The organism is Thermodesulfobacteriota bacterium, assembly GCA_036482575.1.
In the GTDB taxonomy this organism is placed as follows: Bacteria; Desulfobacterota; GWC2-55-46; order GWC2-55-46; family JAUVFY01; genus JAZGJJ01.
Window position 1 is genome coordinate 1 of sequence record JAZGJJ010000091.1, and the last position, 13,389, is coordinate 13,389.

15 protein-coding genes and 1 pseudogene are annotated in these 13,389 nt (G+C 51.5%); 6 read left to right on the forward strand and 10 right to left on the reverse strand.

Translation table 11 applies throughout. From position 1 onward, the window contains the following. The 4 genes from V3W31_03895 to V3W31_03910 form a co-directional block, all read right to left on the reverse strand. A partial coding sequence (locus V3W31_03895) for a BadF/BadG/BcrA/BcrD ATPase family protein (GenBank protein MEE9614085.1) occupies positions 1–608 on the reverse strand: 608 nt, incomplete at its 3' end. 263 nt (positions 609–871) lie between these two features. Further along, positions 872–1,189: a cytochrome c gene (locus V3W31_03900; GenBank protein MEE9614086.1), complete on the reverse strand. Its 318-nt coding sequence runs from the start codon at positions 1,187–1,189 to the stop codon at positions 872–874. 164 nt (positions 1,190–1,353) lie between these two features. Then, positions 1,354–2,217 carry a heme o synthase gene (gene cyoE / locus V3W31_03905; GenBank protein ID MEE9614087.1) on the reverse strand — a complete coding sequence of 288 codons (864 nt, stop codon included), beginning with the start codon at positions 2,215–2,217 and terminating at the stop codon, positions 1,354–1,356. A gap of 23 nt (positions 2,218–2,240) precedes the next feature. After that, a complete protein-coding gene (locus V3W31_03910; GenBank protein MEE9614088.1) occupies positions 2,241–3,671 on the reverse strand; it encodes a cbb3-type cytochrome c oxidase subunit I in 1,431 nt (476 codons plus the stop codon). A 441-nt stretch (positions 3,672–4,112) separates the two neighbouring features. Between V3W31_03910 and V3W31_03915 the strand changes: the two genes are divergently transcribed. From V3W31_03915 to apbC, 6 genes and pseudogenes are all read left to right on the forward strand, one after another. Next, complete coding sequence (locus V3W31_03915; protein ID MEE9614089.1) at positions 4,113–4,337, forward strand: NifU family protein; 225 nt, start codon at positions 4,113–4,115, stop codon at positions 4,335–4,337. Between the two features lie 224 nt (positions 4,338–4,561). After that, positions 4,562–4,711 (forward strand): annotated as a pseudogene (locus tag V3W31_03920) (4Fe-4S binding protein). 82 nt (positions 4,712–4,793) lie between these two features. Then, positions 4,794–5,201: a hypothetical protein gene (locus tag V3W31_03925; GenBank protein ID MEE9614090.1), complete on the forward strand. Its 408-nt coding sequence runs from the start codon at positions 4,794–4,796 to the stop codon at positions 5,199–5,201. A 26-nt stretch (positions 5,202–5,227) separates the two neighbouring features. After that, positions 5,228–5,440 carry a DUF1858 domain-containing protein gene (locus V3W31_03930; GenBank protein MEE9614091.1) on the forward strand — a complete coding sequence of 71 codons (213 nt, stop codon included), beginning with the start codon at positions 5,228–5,230 and terminating at the stop codon, positions 5,438–5,440. A gap of 2 nt (positions 5,441–5,442) precedes the next feature. After that, positions 5,443–5,643, forward strand: coding sequence for a DUF542 domain-containing protein (locus tag V3W31_03935; GenBank protein ID MEE9614092.1), 201 nt, complete (start codon positions 5,443–5,445; stop codon positions 5,641–5,643). Positions 5,644–5,657: 14 nt separating this feature from the next. Then, entirely contained in the window at positions 5,658–6,710 is a 1,053-nt protein-coding gene (apbC, locus tag V3W31_03940) for an iron-sulfur cluster carrier protein ApbC (GenBank protein ID MEE9614093.1), read from the forward strand. Between the two features lie 270 nt (positions 6,711–6,980). Here apbC and V3W31_03945 read toward each other — a convergent pair whose 3' ends face one another. From V3W31_03945 to rimI, 6 genes are all read right to left on the reverse strand, one after another. Continuing rightward, complete coding sequence (locus V3W31_03945) at positions 6,981–7,172, reverse strand: DUF4177 domain-containing protein (protein ID MEE9614094.1); 192 nt, start codon at positions 7,170–7,172, stop codon at positions 6,981–6,983. A 140-nt stretch (positions 7,173–7,312) separates the two neighbouring features. Further along, positions 7,313–8,446 (reverse strand): hypothetical protein, encoded by a 1,134-nt coding sequence (locus V3W31_03950; protein MEE9614095.1) that lies wholly within the window; start codon positions 8,444–8,446, stop codon positions 7,313–7,315. Between the two features lie 103 nt (positions 8,447–8,549). After that, complete coding sequence (locus V3W31_03955) at positions 8,550–8,987, reverse strand: ankyrin repeat domain-containing protein (GenBank protein ID MEE9614096.1); 438 nt, start codon at positions 8,985–8,987, stop codon at positions 8,550–8,552. A 58-nt stretch (positions 8,988–9,045) separates the two neighbouring features. Then, positions 9,046–10,005, reverse strand: a complete 960-nt coding sequence (locus tag V3W31_03960; GenBank protein MEE9614097.1) for a dihydroorotate dehydrogenase — start codon at positions 10,003–10,005, stop codon at positions 9,046–9,048. Continuing rightward, entirely contained in the window at positions 9,996–13,076 is a 3,081-nt protein-coding gene (locus V3W31_03965; GenBank protein ID MEE9614098.1) for a hypothetical protein, read from the reverse strand. Before V3W31_03965 ends, V3W31_03960 begins: the two co-directional genes overlap by 10 nt. Positions 13,077–13,109: 33 nt before the next feature. Then, positions 13,110–13,389, reverse strand: a 280-nt coding sequence (rimI, locus tag V3W31_03970) for a ribosomal protein S18-alanine N-acetyltransferase (protein MEE9614099.1), incomplete at its 5' end; no start/stop codon positions are given.

The following is a 13,389-nucleotide window of genomic DNA, read 5'->3' on the forward strand; positions in this document are numbered from 1 at the left end:
GCCACGGCGTAGCATAGCCCGGCCACTATGTCGTAGTCCGGGGTGGCGCTCTGCTGGAGGTGTATCATGTCGCTCTTTGCGAAAACGCTGCACCTGCCGGCAACACGCGGCGGGTCCTCGCTCTTAAGCGCGAGCTCGCCGAACTCCTCTATGGTGAGTTCGAGGCGGTAGGCCTGCTGGTCGAGGAAGGAGCCGGTCCCGGCCGCGCAGACCGAGTTCATCTGGAAGTCCTCTATCCTTATCCTATCTCCCTCTTTGGCCAGCAGAATGAGCTTGGCGTCCTGCCCGCCCATCTCTATAACGGTCTTCACCTCCGGGTGGAGGACCTCGATGGCCTTGGCCTGGGCTATGACCTCGTTTACGAAGGCCGCGCCTATAAAGGGGGCTATTATCTTCCCCCCGGAGCCCGTGGCCGCGACGAGCTTTATGGAGTCCGCACCGTAGCGGTCGACTATGTCGGTAAGGAGGCTTAGGGCCGTCTCAAGCGGCTCACCCTTCGTCCTGGTGTATTTGTCCTCCAGTATGTTCCCGTCCCCGTCGAGGACAACGGTCTTGGCGCTTACCGAGCCGACGTCAATACCGATACAAACAAGACCTGACTTCGTCACTCTCTTACCTCCATGACTCTACTCTTCAAGTGGATTCGGCACAAATGGATGCCTGTTTCCCGGACTAAAACCACACCTTCCACGCCCGGGAAGGCGCGGAAGGGTATCTTTATATTATTGGCGATTTTCCCTCTCTTGTCAACCGGCTACTTGTGGCGCACCTTTTTCTATATATTCTACGGGATGGGGGTTTCGGCGGCCATAAGGCGGATATAAAAAAGCCCGGACCGACGGGCCCGGGCTTTTTTATACGCCTAAAAAAATTACAGGCTCTTTATGTGAGCTATAACGGCAGTGACCTCGTCATCCGAGAGCTTCTGCGGCAGCATGTCGATGGGGAACTTGGGATACTTCTTCGCGGCCTTGGCGCGGCCCTTCACGATAACCTCTTTTATCGCGGCCTCGTCCCCCTCTAAGAACGCGTTGCCCTTGAACGCGGGCGCCATCGCCGTACCCTCTCCCTTCGCGCCGTGGCACGCGGAGCACTTCTGGGTAAAGACCTTACCGCCGTCCGCAGCCATCGCAGTACCGGCGAAAGCCAGGGTGATGGCAAATACCGCTATCCATAAAATTGTACGCATAAAACCCCTCCTTCTCTCTTTTTTTAGTTAAATCGGATTGGTTTCCTCTTTATAAGTGTACAGTCAAAGCCCCTCGCTTGTCAAGAACTTTATTGGCTCGTTCCCCCTCCCCTCCCCCTCTATACCGGGGGACTTTCCGCAGCCCGGCAACCCCGCGCCTTAGCTCATAAAACCGCCATATCCACCACTACCGAGCTGAAGAGCAGCCCCAGGTAGAGCATGGAGACCATAAAGTTCTTACGCGCCATCTCGGGCGAGGTGTCCTTTATGAGGCGGACGTTCCAGTAGAGGAAGTAGGCCCCGACCGAGACGGCGGTCACGAAGTATATCCAGCCGCTGTAGCCGAGGAAGAACGGCACCAGCGAAGAGGTGACGAGTATACCGGTGTTTATGAGTATATAGACGGCCGTTTTCGAGTCCCCTATGACGACCGGCAGCATGGGGACCCCGGCCTCCGCATACTCCTTTCTGTGGAGTATGGCGAAGCTCCAGAAGTGCGACGGCGTCCAGAAGAACATGACAATCGCCAGTAGGACCGGCGGCATGCAGAACTCCTGCTGGGCCGAGGCCCCCCCGGCCATGACGGCGAAAGAACCGGCGAGCCCGCCTATGATTATGTTGACCCAGCTCCTCCTCTTAAGCCACGCTGTATAGACGAAGACGTAGACGAAGGCGCCGAGGCTCAGGTGCAGGGCCACCATGTAGTTCAAGGCCTTCAGGGATACCAGGATGGAGAGGAGGAAGAGAAGAGCCGCGATAACCAGGACCACGGTGGAGCCGGCAAGCTCCTTCGACGGGAGCGGCCTCTTCTTGGTCCTGGCCATGACCGCGTCTATGTCGCGGTCGAAGTAGTGGTTGAAGGCGCTGGCGCCGGTGGCCGAGAGCATGGTGGCCACGATGAGGAAGAACATCTTCTCAAAAGAAAACGGTCCCGCGCCGACCGCCACAAAACCCACGACAGCGCTGAAGGTTATCAAGCTGCAGATGCGGAGTTTAAAGAGCGGAAGGTATTTTTTTATCGTCTCCAAAGTGTCTCCCTGTGAAAGGACCGCTACGCCTCGCCGCCCTCTGCCCCCTCTCCACTCTCCCCACACTTCAATGGTCTCCGGAGAAGCGAGAGTAGCGCGTTCCATACGAACGTTATGCCGCCGGCTATGGCCACGAGCCCCCCGACACCCATAATGCCCATGCCGAGCGTCTTCCAGATGGTATCGAGGTTCTGCTCGGCCCCGTAAGTCTTCCGCTGCACGCCGTGGGTACCGGCGATGAAAAGCCCGGCGGCGAAAAGGACTATCCCCAGACTGTAGAGGTAGGGCTGTATCTTTGCCATCCTTTTACTATAGATCGACCTGTTAAGTAAAGGTAAAACTTCATAAAAGAGCCCCATGAAGGCGATGGTGACGGCGCCTATTACACAATGATAATGGGCCGGGATGATGGTGTTTACCCCGCTTATCATGAGCGCCAGCACCCCGCCGAGCATGAAGACGGCCATGGAGAGCACGAGCGAGGAGAAGCCGGGGTTGCCCCACGGGAGCGCCCTGCCCTCGAACTCCGTCCCCTTCTTCGTAACGAGCATATAGACCACCGCCAGGACGAAGACCATGGTGGGCGGCCCGAGCCCCCAGCGCATTATCTCGGTAAAGAGTTCCTTATAGGCCTGGGTGGCCGTATCGTGTATGAAGTAGACGAACGGCGCCGCAGCCACGAACGCGAGGTAGTAGAGGTATGCCCCCACGGCCGCCTTACGCCCTATGGGCTCCCTGCCCAGGGTAAGCCGCGCCAGGTAGACCCAGACCGTGACCATGGCTATGGTGTTGGCGAACTGGAGCACGTGCCCGCCGCCCCAGAAAAACCGCTCGAGGTCGAAAAACGCCTTGCCCGTGATGAACTGGAAAAAGCCCGAAAGGCCGAAACAGATAAAGGCAACGGCAACGGCAACGGCGGCCGCGGCCATGCCGAGGGTCAGGATTGGAAACGGTTTTCTTTCCTTTTTTTCCGTCTTCCACTCGGCCCGGGCCTTAAGGAGCGTACCGAAGGTATTTACGAGGTTTAAAACGATGCCCGCGGCGAAGAGCGCGAGCCCCGTATAGAAAAGCGGGTGGATAAGGATCGGCACGTAGTTGGCCAGCTCGGCCTCGCCCAACCCGAATATCGCCGTAATCACTATGAGTGCGGTGCCCAGAGAGGCGGAGGCGAGTGAGAGCCAACCGAGAAGCGGGCTCCTCTGGGGCTGCCCGAGGTGTACGGTGCTCGTCAGCACCCACATAAAGCCCTCGAAGGCCAGGAACCATATCACAACGGCCAGTATCACGTGGCCCACGAGCGCCACGTAGATATAGTCCCCCCCGAGCGGCAGGATGTCCTCTATATAAGGCGTTCTCGCCATGGCCACCAGGAAGGCGAATATCCCGGCGAACACGAGCGAAAAGACCGCGAACAGCATCCAGCCGTAGCCTAGTTTTTTCTCGCTCTCTAACATTGTCCTTCTCCCTGGATGCCCGGCCGTTCTCCGGGCATTCAAGCATTATCGTCTTACCGCGCCCAAAAAGCAAGGCCAAAACCACCCTGAGGGTGTTTCCCTTTCACGACGGCCATCAGTGGTACACGGCATGAAGGTTGTAATAGGGCCGCTTATGACATTAACCGTGCGGCAGCACTCGAAGCCGGGAAAAATTCGCCCGGGTGGCTGTTGAAAAAACAATATTCCTGTCACTCCCGCGTTCGCGGGAGTCCAGAAGTCCTTGAAATAACTGGATTCCTGCTGGAGCCTGCCCCGTACTTGATACGGGGCAGGAATGACAATTTTTTTGAAAAAGACAACTTTCTCAGCAGCCCCCCGGCCCCTCCTATTAGGAGTTGAAAAGTCCGCATACTTCTGGTATTATATAAAGATTAAGAATCCGCAGGAGGGAGAACAATGATGAGAGAAAAGGTCGAAGAGGCTCTCGAGAGCATCCGCCCGGCGTTGCAGGCCGACGGAGGGGACATAAGGCTCGTGGACATCGACGAGGAGAACGGGATCGTAAGGGTCGAACTCCAGGGCGCATGCTCGGGATGCCCGAGTTCCCAGATAACGCTTCAGATGGGGGTCGAGCGGGCCATAAAGGAGAGGATCCCCAGCATAAAGCAGGTCGTCTCCGTCTAAACCGGGCTAACCGGGGCTTACCAGGGTCTGACCGGGGCTGATCAAGTCTGACTATGTCTGAATTGGCAGGCCCGGACCGAAAAGGCCCGGAAAAGCCTGAAAAACAGCCCTGGAAAAAACCCGGAGAACAACCCTGAGAACAACATGAAGGGCGGTAAGGGGTACGGGGGTTAACTTCCCTCCCCGGACTTCTTAATCCGCCCTTATCTGTGGAGCGGCTAAAGATGTCTTTCCATATCCTGGAAGACTGTATAGAGTGCGGGGTATGCATTCCCGAGTGCCCGGAGGGCGCTATCACGGAGGGCAGCCCGTATGTGATCGACCCGAAGCTCTGCACCGAGTGCGGGGCCTGCGCCGAGGTGTGCCCGGTGGACGTCTGTCTGCCCGCACCAGGGAGCGCCGAGCCCGCCTCGGCGGAGCCCGTCGGGATAAAAACAGAAGGAGAGAGGATAACGAATGAGTAATCTGACAGTATGGTTTATAAGATGCGCCATGGTATACCTGGTCCTTGCCGTGCTCCTGGGCATTCACATGGGCCAGGCCGGACCTCAGTACCCTTACCGTCCCATACATACCCACCTGAACCTCCTCGGCTGGATGAGCATGATGATATTCGGGGTGTCCTACCACATACTCCCGAGGTTCAGCGGCCAGCCGCTCTGGAGCGAATCGCTGTCGCTCTGGCACCTGTGGCTCGCGAACATAGGGCTCGTCGGCATGTCGCTCGGATGGGTAGTCGCCTCGGCCGGGGGAGGGTCGTTCGTCCTCATAGCCTTCTCCATAATAGAGGCCGTGAGCGTCGTCTTCTTCGTCACGAACATGTTCAAGACCATAAAGGCCACACCCCCGCCTAAAAAGGGCTGAACACAAAAAAACGGAGGTAAACCGAGATGTCGGAAGAGACGATAACCAAAGAGATGACCATAGGGGAGGTCATGGAAAAGTTCCCCACGACCGAGAAGGTGTTCCTGAAATTCTTCGGCAACGGGTGTTTTACCTGCCCCGGGGCCAAGATGGAGAACATAGCCTTCGGAGCTACCATGCACAACGTGGACGCCGAGGCGGTGGTAAAGGAGCTTAATGAGGCGGCGGCGGAAGGTTAAATATGACCGAAGGCGGAAAGATAACCAAAGACCTGGTGGTGAACGACGTCATAAAGCTCCACCCCAAGACCATCGGCGTCTTCACCCGGTTTAACATAGATTCCTGCTGCGGCGGCGCCGTTTCCATCGAAGCGGCCGCCAAGAGGGACGGCGCGCCCGTGGACGAGATGGTAAAGGCGCTCAACGAAGCGGCGGAAAGTTAAGGAGGTTCTACGCATTGGCTGATATAACACAGGCTCAAGTGCTGGAAGCGCTCGGCACGGTCATGGACCCGGACCTCGGGAAAGACCTCGTAACGCTCAACATGATAAGGAACGTCCGTATAGACGGGGGGACGGTGGCCTTCTCGCTCGTCCTTACCACGAGCGCCTGTCCTTTGAAGAAAGAGCTTGAGGACTCATCGAGGAAGGCCGCCCTGACCGTCCCCGGGGTGGAAAAGGTGGATATAGAGGTCACCTCCGAGGTGCCGCAGGGGAAAAAGATGCCGGACAAGGCCCCCATACCGGGGGTAAGGAACACCATAGCCGTCGCCAGCGGCAAGGGCGGGGTCGGCAAGTCCACGGTATCGGTGAACCTCGCTCTCGCGCTCAGCAAGACCGGGGCCAGGGTAGGTCTTCTCGATACCGACCTCTACGGGCCCAGCATACCGCTCATGATGGGCATACACGAGCCGCTGAGGGCCACGGAAGAGGAGAGGCTCATACCGCTGGAGAGCCACGGGGTGAAGCTCATATCCGTCGGCTTCATGCTCGACGAGGAGACCCCTCTTGTCTGGAGGGGGCCGCTCCTCATGCAGCTCACCAAGCAGTTCCTTACCCAGGTGGAGTGGGGAGAGCTCGACTACCTCGTGATAGACCTGCCGCCCGGTACCGGGGACATACAGCTAACACTCGTACAGACCATACCTCTTTCGGGCGCGGTCATCGTAACGACCCCGCAGGACGTGGCGCTCATCGACGCCCGGCGCGCGATAAAGATGTTCAACGAGGTAAAAGTGCCGATAACGGGTATCGTGGAGAACATGAGCCACTTCGTCTGCTCGCACTGCGGAGAGACGACCGAGATATTCAGCCACGGAGGGGGGGAGAAGACGAGCGAGCGCTACAAGGTGCCGTTCCTGGGGAAGATCCCTCTGGACCCGGAGATACGCGCCGGCGGGGACGACGGAAAGCCGATCGTGGCAGCCGCGCCCGACTCGCCGCACACCGAGGCCTTCATGAAGGTCGCCGAGCAGGTGGCGAGTAAGCTGAGTGTTATTGCGCTGACGTAGGGTTTTTAGCTTTAAAAGTTCTGTCACTCCCGCCCCGTATCAAGTACGGGGCAGGCTCCAGCGGGAGTCCAGAAATCCTTGAAAAGACTAGATTCCTGCTTCCGCAGGAATGACCGTATTTTTCTTTGGGGGTAAGGGCCGTGGCCCTTACCCCCTCTTTTATTTCAGCAGCCTGGCCTGCCTGCATGGTGTACCGCTCCCTTTGCTTGTCGGTGGAGACGCGGCAGTATATGGCGCAGATGTTGAGGTCGGTCATGGGGAGGGATGGTATCAGCTTTCCTTTCGGAAGACCAATAGGAAGACATCTTTGACTCCGAGAAATGCAGCGGTTTCCCCGGACATGATCCTGTCGAGGGCCCAGCCATCCGTGGCGTGTTCGTTGATCGTATTCTGCAGGTCCAGTGCCGACATCTGCTTAAAAAGCTTCCTGTGCTTGATCTCGACGACCTTATAGGTGGGCATGGAGTCCTCCTTATAACCCTTCGATGTCCTCTGCGGGCGTATAAAGGATTAAAGAACCCACAACCTTACTCGACAAGCGACTTTACACTATCTAATATCTCTTGCCTGTTGTGTCTATTTGTTGCTTCTGTTTCTTCTATTTATTGGGCAGAACCTATGTCAAAAGAAAAAGAAATTTCGACAATATTAGAATCACTTGAGTCATCTCTACTAACCAATGGTCCTGAAAGATATTGACCTTTATCGCCAATAATCCTTTTAACATGCTCTGGCTGCACATGTGGAAGAGGCATAATTATATTAACGACATAATCACCTGGATTAAGGCCTGTTTTTGATCCTAATGGGAGAAATGAAAATTTCCCGTTTGATATAGCTGATGTATCTTGTGCTTGAAACCCTGTTTTCTCATTAACAAGACTTACCAATAACTCTGTTCCGTCTGGCAGATTAGATTTTCCATATATAGAGATTCTCCCGTCAGATGTATGCGTCGCTTTAGCTTCAATATTAACTGGTCCCGTCATAGGCCGAGTCACAACAGGCTCACTTTGAACTTTATTTTGTTTTTGTGCTGTATAAAAAAGGCCGTCTTTATCCCAATATTGCAACTCGTTATTATTGTCAATCAAGTAATACTCGTCAAAATCATTCTCTTTTATACCCTCAAGCCTTTTGCCTTCCGGCAAATCCTTTTCGACCATTTCTTCGACACCACTGCTTCCATCGGGGAATTTACGTTCCATATATATTTTGTCATCGCGGTAGAAAATAGTGATGCTGTGCCCCAAAGGACGTTCATCTAACCAGGCACCTATAATTTTCATAGCAGGATCAGCAAGCTCTTTTGCCATTATGGTTTGTTCTTGCTCTATGGTTAACCCGAGAATCTTGACATCAAGGGTAGGATTAAAATGTGTCGTTGCCCAAACACCTGCATTAATCCTCATACCGGGAAGATAATACTCGATAAATGTTCTTTCATACGAAATCGGATCAGAATTTCTTAGTTCTAATGCAACAACACGCAGCACATCTTTACTGACTTTTTGATTTAGCCTTATGCCTAAGCTACGTTTAATTTTCTTGAGAGTACTTTGCTCTATTATTACAACTTCAAGGTCATTGGGGATGACAGGCTGAGTTGCTTTATGTTCTGACCTAAGTCCTTGGATTGAGATACTATCAGTACTATCAGCAGGCTCAGGAGGAGCTTCTCCTCCGCAACCCGTAATTAACACCACAAATAAAACCTTGCAAACCACTCTATACATTTTCTTCTCCTTGATGGTTTAGTGAAGCAAGGTCAATTCCCCCTCACTGTTCACCCTGGGGGGGAGAGGGATATAAGGCCGGGCCGCCAGCCGGCTCCCCGGCCTACTTCAGCAGCCCGACCACTTCCTCCGCGTCCTCGGCCCGCTCGGCCACCATGAGGGCGGTCCAGCCGTATATGTCCTTGGCGTCGGCGCTGGCGCCGCTATCGAGCAGGAGCTTCACCACACCCCCGTGCCCCTTGCCCGCGGCGAACATAAGGGCCGTCCAGCCGTAGCGGTCAGCGGCGTTCACCGCCGCACCCTTTTCGACGAGCAGTGCGGCCACGTCGGCATGCCCCTCGCCCGAGGCAAGCATCAAGGCCGTATCGCCGTCGTCATCTGTCGCGTTCGGGCTGGCGCCGCCGTCTATGAGCGCACTAACGCCCGCGGCGTCCCCGGCCTTGGCCGCCGCTACCAGGTCGGCGTTCGAGGCAAACGCCGCGAGCGGGGCCAGAAGGGCCGCCGACAGGAAAACCATCGCAAGACGAAACCGTATACTCATAATCTCCACCTCCTTAATAGCAACCGTTACTTACGCATCTTTATGCCGCCTATGCCGATTAATGGGCTTTGCCAACCAAAGCTTTTATCGTTGTTGATTCCTCCTCTAAGTAATCCTGCAAACCTTTTTTTATTTCACCAAACACATTCAAGTTATCAAATAATGCCGTGCCCACCCCAACGGCTGTTGCACCAGCCATTATATACTCCAAAGCATCTTTCCAGTTGGAAATACCGCCTATGCCAATAATTGGAATTTTTTTCTTCTTACACTCACTAATCTTATCAAAACACTGATATACCATGGCTAACCCTACGGGCTTAATAGCAGGGCCGGATAACCCTCCATAAATGTTACCCAGTAATGGTTTCTTGGCATCAATATCTATTACGAGAGCCCGTAAAGTATTGATCATTGAAAGCACATCTGTTCCCCCGTTAATCGCGGCTTTGGCAGACTCTGTAATGTCAGTCACGTTGGGCGTAAGCTTGGTGACGACAATAACCCTACCTTCGACCCTTCGTTGAACCGCCTTTACCACTCGTTCTACAGCCTTAGGGTTTGTCCCGAAAATAACACCGCCTTCCTTAATGTTTGGACACGATACGTTGATTTCTATACCACGAATCAAATTGCCCCCCTCCGTGTCTATCAAATACCCGGCGAGCCGACCAAACTCATCTATGGTATTCGCAGATATATTAACGAATACCGGCAAACCATAATTACTTATAAGGGGAAGCTCCTCTGAAAGAAATCTTTTTGCGCCTTTGTTCTGCAAACCAATTGAATTTACAAGACCCGAATTGTTTGTAGGGATTAACCTGGGAGGTTTATTGCCAGACTTAGCCTTTAATGTAACCCCTTTGCTAACAACAGCACCGAGCGATTTCTTTATCGACTCCTCATTCTCTAACCTTCCAAACTCATCAGCAGACCCAGACGTGCCAGAAGCTGTAAAAATGGGCGTGTTTAAGCGTAGTTTCTTTATACTTATCTCTAGAGGCTTCATTGCCATTTTATCTCCTTCGCATCAAAAACAGGTCCATCCACACACACACGAGCAGATTTACCACTTTCAAGCTCGCAAACACAAGAAAGACACACACCAAAGCCACAAGCCATACGTTCTTCCAGCAAGACCTTCAATTCAATTCCCTTGTAACCCTCAACAATGCCAGCAATTTGCGCCATCATCGCCTTTGGCCCACATGAAATTACCAGAACTTTAGCATTTTTTCTGTATTTAGAAAGATACTTCTTATATCGTTCGCCTACCCTGCCTATATTGAAATTGCCCCCAGGGATTATACCTTTCAAATCACCGCCCTTATCGCTCGAAACATATATATCCTCGCGCTTTATTCCAACTTCCATCAAATCGTCTACATATAAAATAGCATCGCCAGGGTCCTCAGTAAACCCTCCGGACATCGAATCCGACCTAGATTTGTTTTTATACTTAAGCATTGCAGGACTTTCTATCCCTATAAAGGCTTTAATATCAAAAGCAAAAAACCGCAACGCCTGCACAATAAAAATCAATGGGGCTGTGCCGACACCACCTCCTATAATATGCACCTCCTCAAAACCTTTCGATCTCACATCTCGCAAATTGTCTTTCCAGCCAAGAGGGCCGATTATATCGATTTTCATACCCGGTTTCAACTTGACCATTTCGCTTGTGCCTCTACCAACCACTTTATAAAAAATATCGAACACACTAGGCTTTGCCGTATACAACACTGTTGACAGGTTAGGCGGTAACGAAATGTTCTTTAAGTAGTCGGAAGCAAAGCCAGGATAAAAAGCCCTATGGATACCAAAAGGTCTTTTAATATATGCTCGCGGACTAATATCCAACATTGACTCCAGTTCCTTATACCCAGTAGCTACTCTTTGCGCTCGTTTTTTCCGAGAAGGTGAAGTATTAATCATGATAAACTGGCCAGGAAATATCTTCGGCAGATCGGGCGCACTGAACTTCAGCTTGCAGTGTTCTTTCTTGTCTTCTCCAACCGGAATGTTTTGTATTACTTCCGCCGTAGCTGTCGCAATTGGTGAAGCCTTGTCCTCGCCAGAACGTCTCTGCCAGTTCGAAGCACACAACTCTGCATATTTCTCAAAATTTAATTCCTCAGCCTTCATACAAATATTCTCGAAACTGGTAAAAAAACCCCCTTTTGTCAAGCCATTATTTTTTTTACCATCTCTATATGGGGCCATACTCTTTTCAGTAATTAAGAGTAAAACATTAACGTCCCTCATGTCATCGTTGCCACTTTTGCGGCCAGTGGGTCTCTTTAAAATATCCTCCTTGAAACCAAAGTGTATTTTCCGCTCCCCATTTGTGGCAACAAACGCTACGGAAGAACGCCCCTCAGCATCACTAACATTCTTGTACCCATCCAACGCTATACCGAAGGTATCATTTTCAAAATAAACCTTATTTACCTTAATAATTTCCCAGCCGTCTTTTGTCAAAATTATATTAATCAGCGCCAAGTACAGTTTATAGAAGCTTTTCCTTCTTGACTTTCTCCCCTTAATCATAGAATCGATTTCCGTATCCGTTAGTCCTCTAAACATTCGGCGCAGACGCTTTGGCACCAAAAGCCCTGTCTCTCTATAAATATTATCTCTACCACCTCCGACATCCTTAGCAGAAGCGTAAAAAGCGCCGACCCTAAAATACAAAGCCAAGTTCTCTTTACTATAAGAGTCTGGGCTTGTTTTATTTGAGAATGGTTCTTTTTGCTTTGTTAGAACATAAAATTTGTCGCATTTCTTATCAACAACCTTACCTTTTCTCACACCTCTCTTGTTCGTATTACTATAAGAAAATCGCCCCCTCCTCGACACATAAAAACCGCTATCTGAAATGCACTCGTTCATTCTCCAATTTATGGGGTCTTTCGGCGCAAAAAGAAGAGACACCGAACATTTTTCACTTGTTTTTCTGCCTACTAAGCCTAAAATATGTTTTAGTTGCTCGGCTTTTTGTTCTTGGGGTTTCCATTCATCTGGATATCTAAATCTCATTTTCAACCAGGCACCCCAAAATTCTGAAAAACCTAAATAATCGACATATTCACTATATGGAGGGTCAACAATAACATGGTTTGCCTTATCTCCAAACTTGGCTATTGCCTTAGAAGCATCTGCCTCAAACACCAATGCCTCATATTTGTTTCGAGAAAAACCTCCCGATGAGCCTGCAACTCTAGTATGACAAGATGAATTGAGCATTTCTTTACACTTTATCATCTTTCCAAATCTTTCCTCAAAGTTCTTCCAGACATTCTTTTCTTTCCTTTTTGGTGGAACATAGAATCTGAGGGCAGTCCACCCACGTGACGACCCTGGACTATCCTCAGAAAACATCTGCATATTACTGCAACTATAAAGTATCGCGGTAAAGACATATTGCAATGCTTCCCGGCAATAATCGTCAGACACCTTATTAATAGCTGCAAGCAGCTTGGAAAGCATGGAGAGATTACGGCCTGTAAATAATTCGTGGTGATATTCTACAGGCGGTTTTCTGGTACTTGTTATGCGCCTCTTTGGAAACCAAAACTCCGGGGTCATCCTGGAAAGCTTTTTTTGTTTTGACTCCATTGATGGGGATAGTCCGTAAGTACCCCGCGTGCCACAATTATGACATTTTATCTGTACACCTTTTGGCATACCTCTAGGTGGATGTCCACTCCATACAAAGCTGTCGGCACTCGTAGTTTTTTTACACTTTGGGCACTTGATAGCATACTCGCAAAAAATATCCTCACGCACCTCAGATTTTACTTCTTCAAAAGCAGCTTTTAACGAATGTATGCTGATCGAACGCAACAAAACTTTTGTTATAAAGACTGCCATTGGGTTCAGATCACTAGCTATAACCCTAGCCTTTTTAATACGCGCTGCGATGGCAGGAGTACCCCCCCCACAAAAAGGATCTAACACGACATCTCCCTCACCTACTTCCTTAAAAGCATCTAGCAGTTCACCTAAAGGCTTACGCCCCCAATACATATGGGTTCGGCCAATTGTATATTCGATTTTATTTATTCCCACTTTATCGATAGACATCTTAAGTCACCCTGTCCCGGCCGCGGCTAACCTTCATATCAACCCTTCCTCGAACTCAAGCCTCATCACGACCGCGTCCTCGTCACCGTAGTAGTCCTTCCGGGTGAATATCTCCTCGAAGCCGAAGTCTTCGTACATCCTCGTGGCGGCCTCGTTCGAGCGCCTTACCTCCAGGAGCACCTCGACCACCCCCGCCTCCTCCATAACACCGAGCGAGAACTCAAGGAGCTTCTTACCGATCCCCTTCCCCCTCAGTTCGGGGCGCACCGCTATATTCAGTATGTGGGCCTCCTCCTGCACGATCCAGAAGACC

What these genes read in the sequence shown, in the direction of transcription:
- V3W31_03960 (MEE9614097.1), bottom strand. Translation starts at nt 10,005, where the DNA reads ATGGCAATGAAGCCTCTAGAGATAAGTATAAAGAAACTACGCTTAAAC.
- V3W31_03935 (MEE9614092.1), top strand. Translation starts at nt 5,443, where the DNA reads ATGACCGAAGGCGGAAAGATAACCAAAGACCTGGTGGTGAACGACGTC.
- V3W31_03900 (MEE9614086.1), bottom strand. Translation starts at nt 1,189, where the DNA reads ATGCGTACAATTTTATGGATAGCGGTATTTGCCATCACCCTGGCTTTC.
- V3W31_03930 (MEE9614091.1), top strand. Translation starts at nt 5,228, where the DNA reads ATGTCGGAAGAGACGATAACCAAAGAGATGACCATAGGGGAGGTCATG.
- V3W31_03945 (MEE9614094.1), bottom strand. Translation starts at nt 7,172, where the DNA reads ATGCCCACCTATAAGGTCGTCGAGATCAAGCACAGGAAGCTTTTTAAG.
- V3W31_03915 (MEE9614089.1), top strand. Translation starts at nt 4,113, where the DNA reads ATGAGAGAAAAGGTCGAAGAGGCTCTCGAGAGCATCCGCCCGGCGTTG.
- V3W31_03965 (MEE9614098.1), bottom strand. Translation starts at nt 13,076, where the DNA reads ATGTCTATCGATAAAGTGGGAATAAATAAAATCGAATATACAATTGGC.
- V3W31_03955 (MEE9614096.1), bottom strand. Translation starts at nt 8,987, where the DNA reads ATGAGTATACGGTTTCGTCTTGCGATGGTTTTCCTGTCGGCGGCCCTT.
- V3W31_03925 (MEE9614090.1), top strand. Translation starts at nt 4,794, where the DNA reads ATGAGTAATCTGACAGTATGGTTTATAAGATGCGCCATGGTATACCTG.
- V3W31_03950 (MEE9614095.1), bottom strand. Translation starts at nt 8,446, where the DNA reads ATGTATAGAGTGGTTTGCAAGGTTTTATTTGTGGTGTTAATTACGGGT.
- V3W31_03910 (MEE9614088.1), bottom strand. Translation starts at nt 3,671, where the DNA reads ATGTTAGAGAGCGAGAAAAAACTAGGCTACGGCTGGATGCTGTTCGCG.